Raw genomic sequence first — 19,550 nt, 5'->3', positions numbered from 1 at the left:
ATCTGGAAACTGTTTGCGCCAAGTGGCGGAATTTGAGCCGGATTGGGGAAAGAATGCGGCAGCCTGAGCAGCGGCGCTTACTGTGCCCGTCAAGCAACAGGCGGGCAGCCAAGTGATCTGATTGCAGACGGCCCGGCATTTCCGGCAGAAAACCGCGTTCCGCCAGCCAGTGCACCCGCTGGTATTTGCCATTTTCCGAAAACTCTCTGGTGTTCGCGCCTCCTGCGCCCGGAAACCGGCCAAACTTGGCCACATTTGCAAACAAAAACTTATCGGCGGTGGAGCAGTGGAGATTTCCGATGTCCGAAGTAACAGACTACACCGCGCTTCTGGCCTATACCTCGAACAGCAATTACCGCTGGAACAGCCAGGTCAAGCTCGGCACCCAATCCGTCGTTACGTACAGTTTTCTCAGCAATAGCGAACTGGGAAATGCGTCCAATGACCCTTACGGCGCGACCAGCTACTGGTCATTCAACAGCACCCAGCGCAGCTATTTCAGGCAGGCACTGGAAGAGTTCGAAGAAGTCTCAGGCCTGACTTTCGTTGAAACCGATGGTCCGGCGATGATTGATGTATTCGGCTACAACGGCGGCTCAGCGGCCGGCTGGGCGAATTATGCCTGGGCCAGCGCCACTTCCACCGGCAAGGGGGACCTGGCAATCCAGGGCAGCAGCATGGCGCCGGGCACCTACGGCTATGAAACGATCCTGCATGAGATCGGCCACGCTGTAGGTTTGGAACATCCGCATGATGGCGATCATACGCTGGCCGATCATCTGGACGACCAGGCGCACACGGTGATGACCTACAACTATGCCGGCTACAATGCCACGGAACTAGGCACTTTGGACGTCCAGGCGCTGCAGCATATCTATGGAAACTCGTCAAAAACCGATGGCTGGAACGCGTACAAAAACTCTGACGATATCGTTGTAATCAAGACCAGCGGCCGGTCCGAGGTCATTCTGGCAACCGGCGAGGATACCAGGATTTTCGCCCATGGCGGCAATGACACGGTCAAAGGCCGCGAGGCAGATGACATGCTTGCCGGCTGCAAAGGAGCGGACAAGCTGTTTGGCGGTTACGGCAATGATACGCTGAAGGGCGGCGGCGGCGCCGATGTCCTGATTGGCGGGCTCAACAAGTCGAATTATTCAGGCGCCAATGGCGAACACGATGATCTGCGCGGCAATTCCGGAAATGACAAGCTCTATGGCGGGCGCGGCAACGACACACTGCATGGCGGCAGCGGCCGGGACCGCCTGTCCGGCGGTGACGGGTCCGATGTTCTGACGGGCGGAACAGGCGACGATGTTTTTGTGTTTGTTTCCGCTGACTACTGGGATTCGAACACAATCACCGACTTCGGCAATGGCAATGACAGGATCCGGTTCTCAGGAACCAGTCCTGACAGTTTCGATGATCTGACAATTTCTCAGCAAAACGGCAATACGCTGATCAGCTATTACGGCAATCACAACGTCGAGCTCACCGGCTACACCGGCGGGCTGTCCGCAGACGATTTCCTGTTCAGTTAAGGCAGCCGGGGACCCTGCCGCAGCGGGGCCGGAGCCGGGTTACTTCATCCCGGCTTCGGCCTCAATCTGCTTGCGGCTCTTGCGGGCGCGTTCGGTCGCCGATTTCAGCTGGCCGCAGGCGGCCATAATGTCATCACCGCGGGTCTTGCGGATCGGCGAGGCATAGCCGGCCTGATAGATAATGTTGGCAAAGGCATGGATGCGGTTGTTGGAGGACCGCTTGTACGGGCTGCCCGGCCATTCGTTGAACGGAATCAGGTTGATCTTGGCCGGGATGTTGTAGCGCTTGATGTGGTCGATCAGACGGTGCGCATCCTCGTCGGTGTCATTCACCCCGTCCAGCATCACGTATTCAAACGTGATCCGTTCCGAGTTCGACGCCTTGGGATAGTCCGCCAGCGCTTGCAGCAGCTCGTCGATGTTCCAGCGCTTGTTGATCGGCACCAGCACGTCGCGGGTCTCGTTGGTGGTGGCATGGAAGGAGATCGCCAGCAGGCATCCGATTTCCTCGGCTGTCCGCGCAATCTCCGGCACCACGCCGGAGGTCGACAGCGTGATCCGGCGGCGGCTGAGCGAGATGCCCTCCGGGTCCATCGCGATCTTCATCGCGTCGCGGACGTTGTCGAAGTTGTAGAGAGGCTCGCCCATGCCCATCAGCACGATGTTGGACAGAAGGCGGGTTTCCTCCTTGGGCGCCCCCGGCACCGGCCATTCCTCCAGATCGTCGCGCGCCATCATCACCTGGCCGACAATCTCCGCCGGGGTCAGGTTGCGCACCAGCTTCTGGGTGCCGGTGTGGCAGAAGGAGCAGGTCAGGGTGCAGCCGACCTGGGATGAGATGCACAGGGTACCGCGGTCATCCTCGGGGATATAGACCACCTCGACCTCGTGGCCGCCGTTGATCCGCACCAGATACTTTCGGGTACCGTCGGTCGACACCTGCTTGCTCACCACCTCGGGGATGCGGATCTCAAAGATCTCCGCCAGCTGCGCGCGGTAGGCTTTCGCCAGGTTGGTCATGTCGGCAAAGTCGCGCTTGCCCCACTGGTAGATCCACTGCCAGATCTGGCCGACCCGCATCTTGGCCTGCTTTTCCGGCGTGCCGTGCTCGATCAGCACTTCACGCATCCGCTCGCGGGTCAGGCCGACAAGATTGATCTTGCCGCCCTCGGGCTCCTTGCGGGGCAGGGTCATTACATCCTGAGTGATCGGCGCGCTGGCGGTCATGGCAAAAGCCTCGGTGCTGGTGGGCGGATGCGGCTCTATATAGGATTTCAGCCGAAGATCAAAAGGAATCCGCGGAAATCAGGTTTCGCGTTGGCGGCCGGGCGGTCACTGGCTCATCCGCACCAGCTCGTCGACCCGCTCCCGTCCCAGAGTTGTCCAGCAGGCCCGCGTGGCGATCCCGGCGTCTTCCGGCACCGGATGCGCAGTCCCGATATAACTGCAGTGAGCGGCGCGAAACGCTTCCCAGGCGGTTTGGCTCGCCATCAGCGCAGCCTCTGTCTCTGTCCCGCCTCTGTTATTGTCGCGCTCGGCAGCCGTGACCATTGCTGCTTCCAGCGCGTTGAACAGCGCCGCTTCCACTCCCTCCTCATCCTCGGCGACGCAGCTGCCGACCTCCTCCTGGCTGCCGTCGCCGCATTCCAGCGCCGGATTGGCTTGGGCGGGCAAAGCAAACAGTACAACCGCAAGGCAGGGGATCGGGAGAAAGGCAGAGTTCAGCATGGCAGGCACCTCCTGTCCCCATGCTACGCGCCCCGCGGCTTTCAAACAAGAAAACCCCGGCGCGGGCCGGGGTCTTGTCGCTCCGCATACATGCAGAGGGTTACTTGCTGCAGCGCTTCTCTGCGTCTTCCACCGCCGCGGTGAAGCCCAAAAGCGAGAAGGTGTCCTTGGTCTGGGTGCCGCGGGCCGAACGCGCGGTCAGCACCGCATCGGCGCCGCGCTTCATGGCGGTGACGATCTTGGCATCATCCGCAGGCGTTGCCGGCCAGGCCCATTCGCCCTCGGTGAACAGTTCGAACTCGGATTCGCCGATCGCCATGTTCACGGTCGAGCCCGGCGCAAACGGATAGCCGCCGGTAAAGCTCACCTCGCCCTTGGGCGCATCGCCGCTGCGGAAGGTGACAAACAGCTGGATCTCGCTGCGGCGCACCGCCACGACGCGGCCGTCGCGGGTGTTCACGGTCTCCTTCGGCGCGGAAACCCCCCAGCATTCGTTCGGATCGTTGCCTTCGAAAACGCTCCAATCCACCTTGGCCGCAACCCGGTTGTTCGACGTTTCCTGCGCAGTTGCGGTTGTTGCCAATGCTGCCAGACACAGGCCCGCAGCCACGCGGGCGAGTTTCAATGCCATTTGTCCCGACTCCAAGACTGTTCTTTCATACCTCAAAACCAAGCAAGGGGCCCGCAGCGTTCATCCGCTGTCTGGTCCCGATCCCCTCGCTTGCGCTACACAAGCACACTAACGTAACTAGCACCACGGGCGAAAGTGCGTTTTGGCGGGATTTCGCCCAGAAATCCGCACGCAAACATGAGGGGAGATATCATGCCGAAACCAGTGCCCATGGCCGAAGTCTGGCGCGGCCCGCTGCTGGAAAGCCTGCACCTGGGCCATGCCGTCATTTGCGACGCCTCCGGCCAGGTGGTGCGCAGCTGGGGTGATCCGGACGCGGTGATCTATCCGCGCAGCTCCGCCAAGATGATCCAGGCGCTGCCGCTGATCACCTCCGGTGCCGCCGCGCGCTACGGTCTCACGTCCGAGCAGCTGGCGCTGGCCTGTGCCTCCCACAACGGCGCGCATATCCACACCGACCGGGTCAACGCGTGGCTGGGTCAGCTGGGCATGGGGGATGACGACTTCCGCTGCGGCCCGCAGCTGCCGGACGATATTCCCGCCCGCAACGAACTAATCAAGACCGACAGCAGCCCCTGCCAGGTGCACAACAACTGCTCCGGCAAGCACGCAGGCTTCCTGACCCTGAACCAATACCTGGGGGGCGGCGCGGAATATATCGAGATGGACCACCCGGTGCAGCAGGCCTGCCTAGCGGCGTTTGAGGAAACCACCGGCCAGGACAGCCCCGGCTATGGCATCGACGGCTGCTCGGCGCCGAACTTTGCCACCACCGTCACCGGACTGGCGCGCTCGATGGCCTGGTTTGCCAGCGCCGCGGACCGTTCCGACCGCGCCTCCGAGGCGGCGCAGCAGCTGGTTGCCGCCATGACCGCGCATCCGGAGCTGGTGGCCGGCGAAACCCGCTGCTGCACCAACCTGATGCGCGCCATGGGCGGCAAGGTTGCCATCAAGACCGGGGCCGAGGCGGTGTTCATCGCCATCCTGCCGGAACAGAAACTGGGGGTCGCGCTGAAGATTGCCGATGGCACCACCCGCGCCAGCGAATGCGCGATTGCGGCGCTGATGGTCAGCCTGGGCGTGCTGGAAGCGGATCACCCGGAGACCCGCAAATACATGAACAAGATACTCTACAGCCGCCGCGGGCTGGAGTGCGGGTCAATCCGCCCCGCTGCCGAGCTGCTGTTTTGAAAACAAAATGCCCCGGGCTCAAACCCGGGGCATTTGCATTACATCTCCATATCGATGATCTCGGCCACTTCAACCGAACCGCTGCCATCCGCCACCATCGGGCAGCCCTTGGCCATCTCGCAAGCGGAGTCCTGATCAGACGCTTCCACCACCGAATAGCCCGACAGCGGATTGGCGCCGCCATTGTCCGCCACCCCGCCGGCGCTGACGGTCTTGGACAGGCCCACCGGGGCGCCCGGCACTTTCAGCGCGTCCCCCATTGCCCCCATCCAGTCCTTCCAGGCCTGCATGACCTTGGCGCCCTCTTCCTCGCTCTCCGGAGTCTTGCCGCCGTGATAGGCAAAAATGAACTGTGGCATTGGTCTTCTCCCTTGGTTGCAGTGAAATACGTTTCAGGAAGCTGCGCCCAGCTGTGCCTCCAGCTTGCGCAGGGTCGAGGTCCAGCCTTCTTCATGGCGCGCAGCCATGCTGTCGTCGCCAAGGTCGCGGTGATCGACCAGCAGCAGGGCGCCGTCCCCGGCGGCTGCGATGGTAAAGGTCACATGGCTCTCGGCGCCGCGGCTGCCGTCCTCCTCGTGCCAGGCCCAGGTGAAGCCAACGGATTTCGGCGCATCCACGTGGGTCACCTGGCCAGAGACATGGAACCGCTGGCCGTCGCTGTTCTGCATGACCGAATACCAGGGGCCGGTGCGGCTCAGATCGAGGTCATGCTCGGGAATGGTGACACCTTCCGGTCCCCACCATTTCATCAGCTTGTCGGGCGTTGTCACCCAATCAAACAGCTTCTCCGGCCTGACCGGAAATGTCCGCTTCAGCTGCAGGTCGCTCATGCCTCGTCCTCCATCAGCGCCGCTTCCAGCCGGTCCAGGCTCCCTTCCCAGAAGGCTTTGCGCGACTGCGTCCATTCAGCGATCATCTGCAGCCCCTCCGGGCGGGCAGAGTACAAGCGTTTGGTGCCCTCGGCCCGCTGGGTTACCAGTCCGGCCTCGCGCAAAACCTTCAGATGGCGCGAGACTGCGGGCGCAGAAATACCCGCACCTGGGGCCAGATCACCGGCAGGCAGTTCGCCTTCGGCAATCAATTGATCCACGATCATCAGGCGGGTTTCGTCCGACAGCGCGGCAAAGGACTTCAGAATCGGTGTCATGCCTTTTATTAGCATGAATGTTAATTAAAGGAAATGTTAAATACAGGCGGCCAGGACCAGCCTTCACGCCATATCCCACAGAAGCTTGACCGCGAGCGAGACAGAGGTCACCACCAGCAGCGGCTTGATCACCTTTGCCCCCTGTTTCTTGGCCAGACCGGCACCCGCGCGCGCACCGGCAATCTGGGCGCAGCCCATCAGCAGGCCGGTGATCCACCAGGGAGTCGCAAAGAAGGAAAACGCCAGCAGCCCGCCCGCGTTGGAGGCGAAATTCAGCAGCTTGGTATGGGCGGTTGCGCGCAGGATGCCGTAGCCCGCCAGCGACACAAAGGCGAGCATGTAGAAGCTGCCCGCCCCTGGTCCCAGCAGCCCGTCATAGGCCCCGCACAGCGGAACGATGAGGGCAGTGAACAGGGCAGGGGACAGGCGGCGGTGCCGGTCCAGATCATCCAGCCCCTTCTTCAGCGCAAAGAAAATGGCGATCCCGATCAGCAGCACCGGCAGGATCACCCGGATCCATTCTGTTGGCAGGTAGGCCACCAGAAACGCGCCCGCAACTGCCGCCGCAAAGGCAATCAGCGCAGGCCCGGTCTGTGTCTTCAGGTCAACATGCCCGGCGCGCGCATAGGTGGCCGCCGCGGTGCCGGCGCCGAATAATGCCTGAACCTTGTTTGTTGCAAGCGCGGTGACCGGATTGGCGCCGGCGAGCATCAGAACCGGGACCGTGACCAGCCCGCCGCCGCCCGCAATTGCGTCAATGAACCCGGCGGCAAACCCAGCCGCCAGCAACAGCAGCAGGGCTTCAAAACCCACTTCCAGCATGCGGTGATCAGCCTTTGAATTCGTCCTGGGCGTAGCCCTGGATGTACAAGAGCGCGGTCAGGTCGCCGTAGTTGATGCGGATATCGCATTCCGCCGCGACTGAGGGCTTGGCGTGCAGCGCCACACCTGCGCCCGCGCGCGTCAGCATCCCCAGGTCATTGGCGCCATCACCCACCGCGATCACATCCGCCTCCGCGATGCCCAGCCGCGCGCTGATCTGCTCCAGCGCCTCCACCTTGGCCTCCCGCCCCAGGATCGGCCGGCCTGCCTCGCCGGTCAGCTTGCCGTCCTCGGCCAGCAGCGTATTTGCGCGGTTCTCGTCAAAACCCAGTTCTTCCGCCACCCGCGCGGTAAACGCCGTGAAGCCGCCGGAAACCAAGGCCGCATAGGCGCCTTCCGCCTTCATCGTCGCCAGCAGCTGCTTGCCGCCGGGCATCGGCGTGATGCGCTCTTCCAACACTTTGCTGATCACCGTTTCCGGCAGTCCCTTCAGCAGCCCGACCCGCTCTGTCAGCGCGCCTTCGAAATCCAGCTCGCCGTTCATCGCCCGCGCGGTGATGTCCTTCACCCGCGCGCCGACGCCGGCCTCCTCGGCCAGCTCGTCGATGCATTCCTGCTGGATCATGGTGGAATCCATGTCGGCCAGCAGCATCTTCTTCTTGCGTCCGGCGCTGGGCTGAATAACCAGATCCACGCCCATGCCCTGCAGGTCCGCCCAGACGTCCCAGCGGTTGTCCGGCATTTGCTTCAGCGGAAACTCGGCCGCTGCTCCCAGCGCCAGCCACACCGCCTCATCACCGCCCCAGGCGTTGCGCAGCGATTCGATCAGCGCGGGCTCCAGCACCGGTTGGGCAGGGTTGCAAAGCAGGGTGGCGGTGTACATCGGCAGGCTCCGTTCCAGCGCTGTTTGCCTATGTCATAGCGCCGTCCCGCGGGAACGGCCAGACAGCAAAAAACTGCGGAAACCCGGGGGTATCATAAGGAGCGGCCCTTTGCGCCATTTCAGCGCGGCTGTTTCCGATGGTGGAAATTCATGTCGCAAAAAACAGATGAACAGCCGCATTTTTTCGAAATATCTGTTGCGTGCCGCGCTGCAGCACACTAGCTCTGATCACGGGACACCCCTCCCCAACGAGGGGCGCTTATCTGGAAGGGTAGCATTTATGGCTATTGAACAACCTGCCGCGCGGCCGGCCAATCCGCGTTTTTCGTCCGGCCCTTGCGCCAAACCTCCCGTCTTTGATCTGAGCAAACTTGCAGGCGCGCCGCTGGGCCGCTCGCACCGCGCTGCGGTGGGCAAGGACAAGCTGAAAGCAGCGATCGAAGGCACCCGGGAAATCCTGAACATCCCCGCCGATTACAAAATCGGCATCGTGCCCGCCTCCGACACCGGCGCGGTGGAAATGGCGATGTGGAACCTCCTCGGCGCACGCGGGGTTGAGATGCTGGCCTGGGAAAGCTTCGGCTCCGGCTGGGTGACAGACGCGGTCAAGCAGCTGAAGCTGGACGCCAACGTCAAAACCGCCGACTACGGCCGGATCGTCGACCTCTCCACGGTCGATTTCGCCAATGACGTCGTCTTCACCTGGAACGGCACCACCTCCGGCGTGCGCGTCCCGAACGGCGACTGGATTGCAGCAGACCGCGAAGGCCTCACCATCTGCGACGCCACCTCTGCCGCCTTTGCGCAGTACCTGCCCTGGGACAAGCTGGATGTGACCACCTTCTCTTGGCAGAAGGTGCTGGGCGGTGAAGCCGCGCATGGCATGATCATCCTCAGCCCCCGCGCAGTGGAGCGGCTGGAAAGCTACACCCCCGCCTGGCCGCTGCCCAAGATCTTCCGCCTGACCAAGGGCGGCAAGCTGATCGACGGCATCTTCCAGGGCGCCACCATCAACACGCCCTCGATGCTGGCGGTGGAGGACTACCTGCTGGCGCTGGACTGGGCCCGCACAGTGGGCGGCATGGAAGGCCTGCGTGAGCGCGCCTACGCGAACCTGGCCGCAGTGCAAAGCTTTGTGCAGGACAACCCCTGGATCGCGTTCCTGGCCGAACAGCCGGAATACCGCTCCAACACCTCGGTCTGCCTCAAGTTCACCGACGAGCGCATCAAGGACGGCGCCGCCTTTGCCAAGGCCGTCGCCAAGCGCCTGGAAGCTGAAGGCGTGGCCTATGACATCGGTGCCTACCGCGACGCGCCTCCGGGCCTGCGCATCTGGTGCGGCGGCACGGTGGAGGCTGCCGACGTGGCAGCCCTGATGCCCTGGATCAAATGGGCCTTCGAGGCCGGGATCGCCGCGCAGACCGAAGCGGCCTGAGCAAATTTAAAGGCGGGCGGCAACGCCCGCCGTCCCAGCACAGACATTCTAAGGACCACAGACATGGCTCCCAAAGTACTCATCTCCGACAAGCTGTCCGAGGCCGCCGTCCAGGTCTTCCGCGACCGCGGCATTGACGTCGACTTCCTGCCCGACGTGGGCAAGGACAAGGAAAAACTGGCGGCAATCATCGGCCAGTACGACGGCCTCGCCATCCGCTCCGCCACCAAGGTGACCGACAAGATCCTGGAGAACGCCGATAACCTCAAGGTGATCGGCCGCGCGGGCATCGGCACCGACAACATCGACAAGGAAGCCGCCTCCAAGCGCGGCGTCATTGTGATGAACACGCCCTTCGGCAACATGATCACCACCGCCGAACACGCGATTGCAATGATGTTCGCGGTTGCCCGCCAGCTGCCGGAGGCCTCCGCCTCCACCCATGCCGGCAAATGGGAAAAGTCCAAGTTCATGGGCACCGAACTGACCGCCAAGACCCTGGGCGTGATCGGCGCCGGCAATATCGGCGGCATCGTCTGCGACCGCGCCCGCGGCCTCAAGATGAAAGTGGTGGCCTATGACCCCTACTTGAGCACTGAAAAGGCCGACAAGATGGGTGTCGAGAAGGTGGAGCTGGATGAACTGCTGGCCCGCGCTGATTTCATCACCCTGCACGTGCCGCTGACCGACCAGACCCGCAACATCCTCTCCAAGGAAAACCTTGAGAAGACCAAGAAGGGCGTGCGCATCATCAACTGTGCCCGCGGCGGCCTGGTGGATGAGGGCGCGCTGGCGGAACTGCTGACCTCCGGCCATGTGGCAGGCGCCGCCTTCGACGTGTTCTCGGTTGAACCGGCCAAGGAAAACGCCCTGTTCGGCCTGCCCAACGTGGTCTGCACCCCGCATCTGGGCGCCGCCACCACCGAGGCGCAGGAAAACGTCGCCCTGCAGGTGGCCGAGCAGATGTCCAACTACCTGCTGACCGGCGCCGTTGAAAACGCGCTCAACATGCCCAGCGTGACCGCGGAGGAAGCCAAGGTCATGGGCCCGTGGATCAAGCTGGCCGACCACCTCGGCAGCTTCGTCGGCCAGATGACCGACGAGCCGATCAAGGCGATCAACATCCTTTATGACGGTGTCGCCGCAGGCATGAACCTGGATGCGCTGAACTGCGCCGTGGTCGCAGGCATCATGAAGCGCGCAAACCCCGAGGTGAACCTGGTTTCCGCCCCGGTGGTCGCCAAGGAGCGCGGCATCCAGATCTCCACCACCAGCCAGGACAAATCCGGCGCCTTTGACGGCTATATCAAGGTGACCGCCGTCACTTCCAAGCGCGAGCGTTCGGTGGCGGGCACCGTGTTCTCCGACGGCAAGCCGCGGTTCATCCAGATCAAGGGCATCAACATCGACGCTGATGTCGGCGCCCATATGCTCTACACCACCAACGAGGATGTGCCCGGCATCATCGGCACCCTGGGCCACACCCTGGGCGACAATGGCGTCAACATTGCCAACTTCACCCTGGGCCGGTCCGAGGCCGGCGGCGAAGCCATCGCGCTGCTCTATGTGGACGACGAAGTCCCGGCAGAGGTACGCGCCAAACTGGCGGAAACCGGCCTGTTCAACCAGATCAAGCCACTGGCGTTCGACGTCGCCTAAGGGATCTGAAGGTTCCCAGCGAACGCCCCTGCAGTCCAGTGCGGGGGCGTTTTCCCGGTTTGAACACGGCCTTGAATTCCGCCTTTTCCGGCCGCTGCCGCAAAACGACCGCGGCAAAAATCAGCATCGACAGCAAGGCGGCTGCCGACCCCGCCTGCGCCAGCATCTCACCGCGGTCCTGAATGGCCAGCGGAATACCCGGCACCAGCAGAACAAGGGACAGCAGCGCCGTGCCCAGATGCAGCCGCGGCAGCACTCCGGCGGCTGCGGCCGGCGTCAGGTGGTAGTAAAACGCAAAGATCGAACAGCTGACCCAGCCGATCAGATTGAGATGCCCGTGCGCCGGCGACAGCAGGTGGTCCTGGCTTGCTGACATCTGAATACCCCAGACCATGCCGCCAAGCGCTGAAACCACCGCCGCCAGCATGAACCACCGCGCAATTCCTTCCATGACCTACCCTCCCGGCGCTGACTGCCTGCATGAGGCATGCCCAGTAAAATGCGGCGCCGGTGCCGGATTGCCAGCCACCTGCCGCGTTTTCCCGGGGTTGAGCCTGCCGCCGCAATGCGCCATCAATCCGCCACAGCCCGCAGCAAGGAGCCGCCATGACCGCCCCCCTCTACGCCATCGGCGATATTCACGGCCAGCTGGAGATGCTGGAGGAGGCGCTGGCCCGGGTCGAGGCTGACGGCGGCGAGGGCGCCCGCATCGTCTTTCTCGGCGATTACACCGACCGCGGCCCTGACAGCCGCGGCGTGATCGAGCGGCTGGTGCAGGGCCAGGCAGCGGGCCGCAACTGGATCTGCCTCAAGGGCAATCACGACCGCATGTTCTCGATGTTCCTCGAGGACTACCCGCGCAACGATTCCCGGCTGCTTGTCGGCTACCACTGGCTGCATGAGCGGATCGGCGGTATCGAGACCTTGCAGTCCTACGGGGTGGAGGTGGAAGACGGCGACCGCATCTACCAGACCCACGCCCGCGCCCGCGCCGCAATCCCGCAGGCGCATCTCGATTTCCTGGCAGGCCTCAAACCCTATCATCAGGAGGGCGATCTGCTTTTTGCCCACGCAGGCATCCGCCCCGGCCTGCCGCTGGAGAGCCAAAGCGAGGACGACCTGATCTGGATCCGCCAGGAGTTCCTGAACGACGAACGCGCCCATCCCTGGCTGGTGGTGCATGGCCACACCCCGGGCAGGCAGGCCGAGCACCGGGTCAACCGCATCAACCTCGACAGCGGCGCCGGCTACGGCCGCCCGCTCACGGCCGCGGTGTTCGAGGGCCGCGACTGCTGGCTGCTGACGGAAGCGGGTAGGGTGCCGCTGAAACCCTGATCCGCCTATTCATTTTTCCTGAAAAACTCTGGGGGTGAGGGTCGTCCCGGAAATGATCCGAGGGATCATTTCAGACCCGAACGGGCGAAGCCCAGCCGGCAGGCGCGAGGGGGCAAAGTCCCCTCAACCCGTCATCACGTCCAGTCCAGCACCACCTTGCCGCTGGAACCTGATTTCATCGCCGCAAAGCCTTCGGCGAAGTCATCGACGCCGAAGCGGTGGGTGATCACCCGGCTCACATCCAGCCCGTTCTGCAGCATCGCGATCATCTTGTACCAGGTCTCGAACATCTCGCGCCCGTAGACCCCCTTGATGGTGATTGCCTTGAAAACGATGCGCGACCAGTCGACCGGGGATTTGCCCGGCGGAATGCCCAACAGGGCAATCTTGCCGCCCATCACCAGCGCCTCCACCATCTGATCGAGGGCCGCCTGGCTGCCGGACATCTCCAGCCCGACGTCAAACCCCTGTTTCAGGCCCAGTTCCCGCACCACGTCCTGCAGGTCCTCCTGGGCAACGTTCACCGCGCGCACCGCCGGCACCACATGCGCCGCCAGCTTCAGGCGGTCCGCATTGATGTCGGTGATCACCACATGCCGGGCGCCGGCATGTTTCGCCACCGCCGCCGCCATGATGCCGATCGGGCCTGCGCCGGTGATCAGCACATCCTCCCCCAACAGGTCAAAGCTCAGCGCGGTGTGCACCGCATTGCCCAGCGGATCCAGAATGGCGCCGATTTCATCCGGGATATCATCCGGCAGCGGCACCACGTTGAAGGCCGGCAGTTTCAGGTACTGGGCGAATGCGCCCTGCTCATTCACCCCGATGCCGCGGGTGCCGGGGTCCAGGTGGAACTTGCCGGCCCGGGACTGGCGCGAATCCGTCCGGATCAGATGACCCTCGCCGGAGCAGCGCTGCCCCACCGACAGATCCTCCACATTGCGGCCGGTCTCGACGATCTCGCCCGCGAACTCATGGCCGGTGATCATCGGCACCGGCACGGTGTGCGACGCCCATTCGTCCCAGTTCCAGATATGGATGTCGGTGCCGCAGATGCCGGTCTTCCTGACCTTGATCAGCACCTCGTTGGGGCCGATCTCCGGCACCGGCGCCTGCACCATCCACAGGCCTTCCTGCGGATGGCTCTTTTCCAGCGCCTTCATCGTGTTTGGTCGGCTCATCAGATCACCCCTAGTTCCTTGCCCACCTTGCCGAACGCCGCCAGCGCCCGGTCCAGCTCCTCCTGCGTCAGCGCCGCATTCATCTGGGTGCGGATCCGCGCCTGGCCGCGCGGCACGACGGGGAAGAAGAAGCCGGAGACATAGACACCTTCGTCGAACAGCCGCGCCGCCATGTCCTGCGCCAGCTGCGCCTCGCCCAGCATCACCGGGATGATCGGATGCTCACCCGGCAGCAAGTCAAAACCTAGCTTTTCCAGCCCCGCCCGCCAGTATTTCGCATTCTCGAACAGCTGCGCCCGCAGGCCGTCCCCTTCTTCAACCAGCCGGATCGCCTCCAGCCCGGCAGCAACAATCGATGGCGGCAGCGAATTGGAGAACAAATAGGGCCGCGCCCGCTGCCGCAGCAGGTCGATCACTGGCTGCGGCCCGGCGATATAACCGCCGATGGCCCCCCCAAGTGCTTTGCCCAAAGTTCCCGTCAGGATATCCACGTCCACCCCGAAATGCTCCGGCGTGCCGGCGCCCGTCGCGCCCATAAAGCCGGTGGCGTGGCAGTCATCCACCATCACGATGGCATCGTATTTGTCCGCCAGCGCCCGGATCTCCGGCAGCTTCGCCAGGTAGCCATCCATCGAGAACACGCCGTCAGTGGCGATCATGATATGCCGCGCCCCGTCCTCTCGCGCCTGTTTCAGCCAGGCCTCCAGGTCGTTCATGTCGCTGTTCAGGTAGCGGTAGCGCTTCGCCTTGCACAGCCGGATGCCGTCGATGATCGAGGCATGGTTCAGGCCGTCTGAGATGATCGCATCCTCCGGCCCCAAGAGCGGCTCGAACAGCCCGCCGTTGGCGTCGAAACAGGCCGCGAACAGGATTGCATCATCCTTGCCGAGGAACTTCGCCAGCCGCTGCTCCAGCTCCCGGTGAATGTCCTGGGTGCCGCAGATGAACCGGACAGAGGCCATGCCGAACCCTTTCGGATCCATCGCGTCCTTGGCAGCCTTGATCAGGGCGGGGTGGTCGGCCAGACCCAGATAGTTGTTGGCGCACAGGTTGATCACCTCCCGGCCGCCAACTGTGATCTCGCCCCCCTGCGGGGAGGTGATCATTCGCTCGCGCTTGTACAGCCCCTCGGCCTCGATCTGGGCCAGTGTGTTGGAGATGTCGGTCAGAAAAGCAGTGGACATGCGCAAGCTCCTTTGGTGTCTCGAGTCGCGTGTCTATCATAGCGGATGCGTTTCCGAAATACAGGATTTCAGGATTGCGGAAAAAAATCCGTGAAACTGGACGCGGCTGGTGAATTCCCGCCAAACCGGGCTATCTGCCCGGGGAACAGGGAGGGCTTGGGATGGCCAGGGTCACAGGAATTGGCGGTGTATTCATCAAGGCGCGCGGCGACGCCAAGGCGCTGGCCGCCTGGTACCGCGACCTCCTCGGGCTGGAGCTCACGGACTTCGGCGGCGCCGTTCTGAACTGGCAGGAGGACACGGCAGAGGACGGCGGCCTCACCGTCTGGGGCACTGCGGATCCGGACGGCACCTGGTTTGCCCCCAGCACCTCCGGCTTCATGATCAACTACCGGGTCGATGACATGGACGGCATGATTGCCCGGCTGACAGGGGCAGGCATCCAGATTCTGCAAGGGCCTGAGACCCATGAAAACGGCCGCTTCGCCTGGGTCATGGATCCCGACGGCAACAAGGTGGAGCTTTGGGAGCCGAAGCTCTGGGATGAGAAGAACAAGGGCTGACGGCCCAAAAGAAAACGCGGCCCCCTTCCGGGGACCGCGCTTCCAATCAGCAAAGCTGTCTGGCTTATGCCAGTTCCAGGTTCACCGCCGACTCGCGGCCGTCACGGCCGGGCTCGATGTCGAAGGTGACTTTCTGGTTGTCGGCGAGGCCGGTCAGGCCGGAACGCTCAACAGCGGAAATGTGCACGAACACATCCTTGCTGCCGCCCTCGGGCGCGATGAAGCCGTAGCCTTTGGTGGTGTTGAACCATTTTACGGTGCCGGTGGCCATATCCGTAGTCTCCTGTGTGTTTGCTGCCCGCGGAAGTGCGGCAGCCTGGCGTAGTCGGTCTGGATCGAGAGACTGATAACGCCGCGGAACGGGAGACAGTGGATCGACAAGAATAACGTTAGCGGACCACATATGGGCCGGACCCCCGAGTCGTTCAAGGGGAATGTGCATAAAAGGGTAAGGGCGGGGATTTTCTGCCGAAAATTGCCAGTAGGTACTACTGGCGCCGATGGGACGGGTTTGGACTACGCGTTCTTCACAATCAGAAACACCCGTGCAGGCCCCTCCGGCGCAGTGATCGAATGGGCGACATCAGCGGCATAGCGCGCGGTGTCGCCGGCCTGCAGCTGGTCCTTGGCGTTGCCGGACGCCACAGCGATCTCGCCCTCCAGCACCGTCAGCTGCTCCATCGCGCCGCGGGTGTGGGGCTGGCTGATCAGCGCGCCGCCCTGGTCGAACCGGATGTCATAGACCTCATGCCCGCCGGCCTCTTCCGGCGGCGACAGGATGCGGATGCGGCAGCCCTGGCCCATGTTCTCGATCTTGGGCACATCGGCGGCGCGCAGCACCTCGATCCGGTCCTGCATATCGCCCGCCTCCAGCAGGCCCGCAAAATCCACCTGCAAGGCGCGCGTGAGGTTCCACAGCGTCGCAATGGTGGGGGAGCTTTCGCCGCGTTCGATCTGGCTCACCATCGAGCGGCTGACGCCCGACAGGTTTGCCACCGCCTCCAGGCTCAGACCCTGGGCGCGGCGGGCCTCCTTCAGGCGGGCGGGCAGCAGGGTCAGGATATCGTCTGTGTTTTCCGTCATGACGGATTCTCTGCGCCGATGGGCGGCATTTGTCAATTGATCCGGCAAAATGCGGATGCTGCGCCGCGGCGGTGCACAGGGGGTGTACAAGGGGTGCACGGGGAGTGACGCCGCGTTTCCATGACGGCACGTCCCGGCAGACAGGTCCATGCTGCGGGCGCATAATGGCGCCAACGCAGGAGTTGAGGAGAAAGACCAATGACAGACATCGTGATCCTGGACGGCGCCCGCACCGCCATCGGCACCTTTGGCGGCGCGCTGGCAAATACCGCGCCGATCGACCTGGCCGCCACCGTGTCCAAGGCGGCGCTGGAACGCTCCGGGGTGGAGGGTGGCCAAATCGGCCATGTGGTGTTCGGCCACATCATCAACACCGAACCCCGTGACATGTACCTGAGCCGGGTTGCGGCGATGCAGGCAGGCGTCCCGGACGTGGTGCCGGCGATGAACGTGAACCGGCTGTGCGGCTCCGGCGTGCAGGCGATTGTCTCCGCTTATCAATCGCTTGCCCTGGGCGATGCGGAATTTGCGCTGGCCGGCGGCACCGAGAACATGTCGCGCAGCCCCTACATCCTCCAGCAGAGCCGCTGGGGCGCCAAGATGGGCGATGTGAAATCGCTCGACATGATGCTGGGCGCGCTGAACTGCCCGTTCGGCACCGGCCATATGGGGGTGACAGCCGAGAATGTCGCTGATGAGCATGGCATCACCCGCGAGCAGATGGACGAGTTTGCCCTCACCAGCCAGACCCGCGCCGCGGCGGCAATCGAGGCGGGCCATTTCAAGTCCCAGATCACCCCGGTTGAGGTGAAGGTGAAACGCGACATGGTGCCGTTCGAAGTCGACGAGCACCCCAAACCCACCACCCCGGAGGCGCTGGCCGGGCTGAGGGCGGTGTTCCAGAAGGATGGCCGGGTAACTGCCGGAAATGCCAGCGGAATCAACGACGGCGCCGCTGCCATGGTGCTGGCCACGGCGGCTGCGGCAGAGAAGGCCGGGCTGAAGCCCAAGGCCCGGATACTGGGCTATGCCCATGCCGGGGTGCGGCCTGAGGTGATGGGCATCGGCCCGGTGCCTGCGGTGCGCAACCTTTTGGAGAAGACCGGCCTGTCTGCCGGGGATTTCGATGTGATCGAGTCGAACGAGGCTTTTGCCTCGCAGGCGCTGGCGGTGAACAAGGAGCTTGGGTTTGACCCCGCCAAGGTGAACCCCAATGGCGGAGCAATTGCGCTGGGCCATCCGGTGGGGGCAACCGGTGCCATTATCACCTTGAAAACGCTATATGAGCTGGAGCGTACCGGAGGGTCCAAGGGGCTGATCACCATGTGCATCGGCGGCGGCCAGGGCATCGCGCTGGCGATAGAACGGATGTGACGGAAAGCGGTGCGGGGCCCCGAAATGCGGAGCCCCGTGTCCCGCCGGAACCTTTGGATGAACCGGCTTTTACGGGCGTTTTATGCTTCTTTCATATACATATCATTCAATTTAAAGTAGAAATTTTCAAATGGCAAGAATCGCCAGTTATTAACTGTTTCGTGCCGGAATTGCGCTGAAGTGGACGTTTTTAGGGTTGGTAAGGGGGGGCTATGCCAGCGAAAATCCTGCTTCTGGAAGATGACCAGGGTGTCCGTTTCACGTTCCAAATGGCCTTGCAGGACGCCGGTTATGATGTCACCGCGGTAGCCAGCTGTTCTGAGGCGATTTCTGCGCTCTCCGATATTGAAACCGCCATTCTGATCCTTGATCTGAAAATCGGAGAAGAAATGTCCTTGCCAGTGGCCGATTATGCCGCCCTTATGCGCCCGGATATCCCGGTGGTCTATATCACCGGCAGCCGCCTGTTTACCGGCGGGGAGCTTTTTGGCCTGAGCCGCAATATCCGCTGGGTGCTGCACAAGCCGGTCAACCTGCCTGACCTTGTGAGCATGGTCGACTATGTGAGCGGACAGAGTATCGCTGCGGCAGCAAGCTAAGCCAAGCAGCTCTTTAGCCGAAGGAAATGGTAAACACAGCCCCTTTCCCAGGCTCCGCATCAGCTTTGAGCTGCCAGTTATGGCGGCGGCAAATCTCGGCGCAGGTCGACAGCCCGATGCCATTGCCCTCGATTTCACGGTGTGCACGGTGAAAGGGCTGAAGTATCAGAAGCCGGTCTTCCTGGTCGAACCCGGTTCCATTGTCAGACACTGAAAGCTCCCATTGATCCTGCCCTGCGCCCGCCAATCTGATGGCGATTTTCAGCGGCCGCGCGGGGTGCCGGTATTTGATCGCGTTGGACAGGAGATTGCTCAGGACGAGGTGCAGCAGGGTTGGGTCCGCATGCAATCTGAAATCTTCGCCGCTAATTTTGACCTTGCCGCCGCAGGCCTGCAGGTCCTGGGCCTGGCTTTCGCAGACCTCTGAAACGGCGTCCTGAGCAGATATTTCCTGAATATTGATCTTCGCGGACGTCGATACCGAATGCTCCAGCAATTCCGTTGTCAGCCGGTCCATCTGGCTGGTGGCCCGGGACATGTGCTGCAGGAATTGCCGGGCCGTATCCGGCAACCCGGCAGCGTAGTGTTCAGAGAAATAATGCAGGGCGCCGGTAAGAGTGCTGAGCGGCGTGCGCAGGTCATGAGAGGCAGCCTGGGCAAAGGCCTCCATCGTAAGCAGAGTTTCCTGCAGCTTCAGATTGGCATCCTTGGCGTTGCGCAATTCGCCGCGCAGCCTGCTGCGCAGCTCGTTCATGTGCCGGAGTGCATCCGCTGTGACCCGCAGCTGGTCATGTGTCAGCAGGATCAGCCGTTCGCCCTTGGTATCAGATTTCAGCAGCGAGACGCGGAATTCGGTTTCCTGTGCCACCGATGATCGCATGCTGGCGCTCATGGGCAAGGCCGTGGTGCCCTGTGCCGTCCCTTGCCGGAGCCGCGCGATCACACGTTCAGGCTCCAGCAAGGTCAGGCCGCTGATGCAGGTTCCGTGCAGCGGGCCGCTGCCTGGTGCAAAGCTGCGTTCAGCCCTACGATTGCAGACCTGAATGCGGCCGTTCCAGTCGAGGATGAAGGACGCATAGGGAGCTGCCAGATAGGCGCGCCCAAGGAGCTCTGTGTCCAGGCCGTTTCCTTCAGGCTTCAAAGGGACCACCAGAGTGTACCTGCTTGGAGCCAGCGGGTAGGCCGCCGGGTGTG

The 19,550-nt window shown here is 63.0% G+C and carries 22 protein-coding genes; 8 read left to right on the top strand and 14 right to left on the bottom strand.

Annotated features, from left to right (window positions below; translation table 11 throughout):
• Positions 1-299: 299 nt before the first annotated feature.
• A complete protein-coding gene (locus AC58NV_RS14330; RefSeq protein WP_497227731.1) occupies positions 300-1,541 on the top strand; it encodes a type I secretion protein in 1,242 nt (413 codons plus the stop codon).
• 39 nt (positions 1,542-1,580) lie between these two features.
• Here AC58NV_RS14330 and rlmN read toward each other — a convergent pair whose 3' ends face one another.
• The 3 genes from rlmN to AC58NV_RS14315 form a co-directional block, all read right to left on the bottom strand.
• Positions 1,581-2,768 carry a dual-specificity RNA methyltransferase RlmN gene (gene rlmN, locus AC58NV_RS14325; protein ID WP_497227730.1) on the bottom strand — a complete coding sequence of 396 codons (1,188 nt, stop codon included), beginning with the start codon at positions 2,766-2,768 and terminating at the stop codon, positions 1,581-1,583.
• A 105-nt stretch (positions 2,769-2,873) separates the two neighbouring features.
• Entirely contained in the window at positions 2,874-3,269 is a 396-nt protein-coding gene (locus AC58NV_RS14320; RefSeq protein WP_497227729.1) for a lysozyme inhibitor LprI family protein, read from the bottom strand.
• Positions 3,270-3,369: 100 nt separating this feature from the next.
• Entirely contained in the window at positions 3,370-3,900 is a 531-nt protein-coding gene (locus tag AC58NV_RS14315; protein WP_222477169.1) for an invasion associated locus B family protein, read from the bottom strand.
• Between the two features lie 192 nt (positions 3,901-4,092).
• On the opposite strand from AC58NV_RS14315, the gene AC58NV_RS14310 reads away from it, so the two are divergent.
• Entirely contained in the window at positions 4,093-5,091 is a 999-nt protein-coding gene (locus AC58NV_RS14310; RefSeq protein WP_497227728.1) for an asparaginase, read from the top strand.
• A gap of 38 nt (positions 5,092-5,129) precedes the next feature.
• Here AC58NV_RS14310 and AC58NV_RS14305 read toward each other — a convergent pair whose 3' ends face one another.
• From AC58NV_RS14305 to serB, 5 genes are all read right to left on the bottom strand, one after another.
• Positions 5,130-5,450 (bottom strand): YciI family protein, encoded by a 321-nt coding sequence (locus AC58NV_RS14305; protein ID WP_366660146.1) that lies wholly within the window; start codon positions 5,448-5,450, stop codon positions 5,130-5,132.
• Positions 5,451-5,483: 33 nt separating this feature from the next.
• Positions 5,484-5,921: an SRPBCC family protein gene (locus tag AC58NV_RS14300; protein ID WP_497227727.1), complete on the bottom strand. Its 438-nt coding sequence runs from the start codon at positions 5,919-5,921 to the stop codon at positions 5,484-5,486.
• The gene (locus tag AC58NV_RS14295; RefSeq protein ID WP_497227726.1) at positions 5,918-6,238 is read right to left on the bottom strand and encodes an ArsR/SmtB family transcription factor; all 321 of its coding nucleotides are present in this window, start codon (positions 6,236-6,238) and stop codon (positions 5,918-5,920) included. The genes AC58NV_RS14300 and AC58NV_RS14295 overlap by 4 nt, the downstream gene beginning before the upstream one ends.
• Positions 6,239-6,301: 63 nt before the next feature.
• Complete coding sequence (locus tag AC58NV_RS14290; protein ID WP_497227725.1) at positions 6,302-7,060, bottom strand: TSUP family transporter; 759 nt, start codon at positions 7,058-7,060, stop codon at positions 6,302-6,304.
• Between the two features lie 7 nt (positions 7,061-7,067).
• The gene (serB, locus tag AC58NV_RS14285) at positions 7,068-7,943 is read right to left on the bottom strand and encodes a phosphoserine phosphatase SerB (RefSeq protein ID WP_497227724.1); all 876 of its coding nucleotides are present in this window, start codon (positions 7,941-7,943) and stop codon (positions 7,068-7,070) included.
• Between the two features lie 280 nt (positions 7,944-8,223).
• Between serB and AC58NV_RS14280 the strand changes: the two genes are divergently transcribed.
• Both AC58NV_RS14280 and serA read left to right on the top strand, forming a co-directional pair.
• Entirely contained in the window at positions 8,224-9,378 is a 1,155-nt protein-coding gene (locus tag AC58NV_RS14280) for a phosphoserine transaminase (RefSeq protein ID WP_497227723.1), read from the top strand.
• A 63-nt stretch (positions 9,379-9,441) separates the two neighbouring features.
• On the top strand, positions 9,442-11,037 hold the full coding sequence (gene serA / locus AC58NV_RS14275; protein ID WP_497227722.1) for a phosphoglycerate dehydrogenase: 1,596 nt from the start codon (positions 9,442-9,444) through the stop codon (positions 11,035-11,037).
• On the opposite strand, the gene AC58NV_RS14270 is transcribed toward serA, so the two are convergent.
• Positions 11,009-11,488 carry a hypothetical protein gene (locus tag AC58NV_RS14270; RefSeq protein WP_497227721.1) on the bottom strand — a complete coding sequence of 160 codons (480 nt, stop codon included), beginning with the start codon at positions 11,486-11,488 and terminating at the stop codon, positions 11,009-11,011. The genes serA and AC58NV_RS14270 overlap by 29 nt on opposite strands.
• Before the next feature lie 155 nt (positions 11,489-11,643).
• Between AC58NV_RS14270 and AC58NV_RS14265 the strand changes: the two genes are divergently transcribed.
• Complete coding sequence (locus AC58NV_RS14265; protein WP_497227720.1) at positions 11,644-12,372, top strand: metallophosphoesterase family protein; 729 nt, start codon at positions 11,644-11,646, stop codon at positions 12,370-12,372.
• A gap of 134 nt (positions 12,373-12,506) precedes the next feature.
• Here AC58NV_RS14265 and tdh read toward each other — a convergent pair whose 3' ends face one another.
• Entirely contained in the window at positions 12,507-13,535 is a 1,029-nt protein-coding gene (gene tdh, locus AC58NV_RS14260) for an L-threonine 3-dehydrogenase (RefSeq protein ID WP_497228149.1), read from the bottom strand.
• Between the two features lie 17 nt (positions 13,536-13,552).
• A complete protein-coding gene (locus tag AC58NV_RS14255; RefSeq protein ID WP_497227719.1) occupies positions 13,553-14,737 on the bottom strand; it encodes a glycine C-acetyltransferase in 1,185 nt (394 codons plus the stop codon).
• 161 nt (positions 14,738-14,898) lie between these two features.
• On the opposite strand from AC58NV_RS14255, the gene AC58NV_RS14250 reads away from it, so the two are divergent.
• Positions 14,899-15,300: a VOC family protein gene (locus tag AC58NV_RS14250; protein WP_497227718.1), complete on the top strand. Its 402-nt coding sequence runs from the start codon at positions 14,899-14,901 to the stop codon at positions 15,298-15,300.
• A 64-nt stretch (positions 15,301-15,364) separates the two neighbouring features.
• Here the strand turns inward: AC58NV_RS14250 and AC58NV_RS14245 are convergent, their stop codons facing one another.
• Positions 15,365-15,571, bottom strand: a complete 207-nt coding sequence (locus tag AC58NV_RS14245; RefSeq protein ID WP_039184356.1) for a cold-shock protein — start codon at positions 15,569-15,571, stop codon at positions 15,365-15,367.
• A 245-nt stretch (positions 15,572-15,816) separates the two neighbouring features.
• Positions 15,817-16,383 (bottom strand): helix-turn-helix domain-containing protein, encoded by a 567-nt coding sequence (locus tag AC58NV_RS14240; RefSeq protein WP_497227717.1) that lies wholly within the window; start codon positions 16,381-16,383, stop codon positions 15,817-15,819.
• A 198-nt stretch (positions 16,384-16,581) separates the two neighbouring features.
• Between AC58NV_RS14240 and AC58NV_RS14235 the strand changes: the two genes are divergently transcribed.
• Together AC58NV_RS14235 and AC58NV_RS14230 are read left to right on the top strand one after the other, a co-directional pair.
• Positions 16,582-17,757: an acetyl-CoA C-acyltransferase family protein gene (locus AC58NV_RS14235; protein WP_497227716.1), complete on the top strand. Its 1,176-nt coding sequence runs from the start codon at positions 16,582-16,584 to the stop codon at positions 17,755-17,757.
• Positions 17,758-17,969: 212 nt separating this feature from the next.
• Positions 17,970-18,356 carry a response regulator gene (locus AC58NV_RS14230; protein WP_497227715.1) on the top strand — a complete coding sequence of 129 codons (387 nt, stop codon included), beginning with the start codon at positions 17,970-17,972 and terminating at the stop codon, positions 18,354-18,356.
• A gap of 13 nt (positions 18,357-18,369) precedes the next feature.
• On the opposite strand, the gene AC58NV_RS14225 is transcribed toward AC58NV_RS14230, so the two are convergent.
• Complete coding sequence (locus AC58NV_RS14225; protein ID WP_497227714.1) at positions 18,370-19,497, bottom strand: sensor histidine kinase; 1,128 nt, start codon at positions 19,495-19,497, stop codon at positions 18,370-18,372.
• Positions 19,498-19,550 lie beyond the last annotated feature (53 nt).

Source organism: Leisingera sp. ANG49, from assembly GCF_059694505.1.
The sequence above is the reverse complement of the archived record's forward strand: the minus strand, read 5'-3'. Positions and strand labels throughout refer to the sequence as shown.

Excerpts from the sequence above, each read along its gene's own strand:
- AC58NV_RS14235 (WP_497227716.1), top strand. The coding sequence starts at position 16,582 with ATGACAGACATCGTGATCCTGGACGGCGCCCGCACCGCCATCGGCACC.
- AC58NV_RS14330 (WP_497227731.1), top strand. The coding sequence starts at position 300 with ATGTCCGAAGTAACAGACTACACCGCGCTTCTGGCCTATACCTCGAAC.
- AC58NV_RS14240 (WP_497227717.1), bottom strand. The coding sequence starts at position 16,383 with ATGACGGAAAACACAGACGATATCCTGACCCTGCTGCCCGCCCGCCTG.
- AC58NV_RS14250 (WP_497227718.1), top strand. The coding sequence starts at position 14,899 with ATGGCCAGGGTCACAGGAATTGGCGGTGTATTCATCAAGGCGCGCGGC.
- serA (WP_497227722.1), top strand. The coding sequence starts at position 9,442 with ATGGCTCCCAAAGTACTCATCTCCGACAAGCTGTCCGAGGCCGCCGTC.
- AC58NV_RS14315 (WP_222477169.1), bottom strand. The coding sequence starts at position 3,900 with ATGGCATTGAAACTCGCCCGCGTGGCTGCGGGCCTGTGTCTGGCAGCA.
- AC58NV_RS14280 (WP_497227723.1), top strand. The coding sequence starts at position 8,224 with ATGGCTATTGAACAACCTGCCGCGCGGCCGGCCAATCCGCGTTTTTCG.
- AC58NV_RS14295 (WP_497227726.1), bottom strand. The coding sequence starts at position 6,238 with ATGACACCGATTCTGAAGTCCTTTGCCGCGCTGTCGGACGAAACCCGC.
- AC58NV_RS14265 (WP_497227720.1), top strand. The coding sequence starts at position 11,644 with ATGACCGCCCCCCTCTACGCCATCGGCGATATTCACGGCCAGCTGGAG.
- AC58NV_RS14310 (WP_497227728.1), top strand. The coding sequence starts at position 4,093 with ATGCCGAAACCAGTGCCCATGGCCGAAGTCTGGCGCGGCCCGCTGCTG.
- AC58NV_RS14270 (WP_497227721.1), bottom strand. The coding sequence starts at position 11,488 with ATGGAAGGAATTGCGCGGTGGTTCATGCTGGCGGCGGTGGTTTCAGCG.
- AC58NV_RS14290 (WP_497227725.1), bottom strand. The coding sequence starts at position 7,060 with ATGCTGGAAGTGGGTTTTGAAGCCCTGCTGCTGTTGCTGGCGGCTGGG.
- AC58NV_RS14320 (WP_497227729.1), bottom strand. The coding sequence starts at position 3,269 with ATGCTGAACTCTGCCTTTCTCCCGATCCCCTGCCTTGCGGTTGTACTG.
- AC58NV_RS14255 (WP_497227719.1), bottom strand. The coding sequence starts at position 14,737 with ATGTCCACTGCTTTTCTGACCGACATCTCCAACACACTGGCCCAGATC.
- AC58NV_RS14300 (WP_497227727.1), bottom strand. The coding sequence starts at position 5,921 with ATGAGCGACCTGCAGCTGAAGCGGACATTTCCGGTCAGGCCGGAGAAG.
- AC58NV_RS14245 (WP_039184356.1), bottom strand. The coding sequence starts at position 15,571 with ATGGCCACCGGCACCGTAAAATGGTTCAACACCACCAAAGGCTACGGC.
- AC58NV_RS14230 (WP_497227715.1), top strand. The coding sequence starts at position 17,970 with ATGCCAGCGAAAATCCTGCTTCTGGAAGATGACCAGGGTGTCCGTTTC.
- serB (WP_497227724.1), bottom strand. The coding sequence starts at position 7,943 with ATGTACACCGCCACCCTGCTTTGCAACCCTGCCCAACCGGTGCTGGAG.
- AC58NV_RS14305 (WP_366660146.1), bottom strand. The coding sequence starts at position 5,450 with ATGCCACAGTTCATTTTTGCCTATCACGGCGGCAAGACTCCGGAGAGC.
- tdh (WP_497228149.1), bottom strand. The coding sequence starts at position 13,535 with ATGAAGGCGCTGGAAAAGAGCCATCCGCAGGAAGGCCTGTGGATGGTG.
- rlmN (WP_497227730.1), bottom strand. The coding sequence starts at position 2,768 with ATGACCGCCAGCGCGCCGATCACTCAGGATGTAATGACCCTGCCCCGC.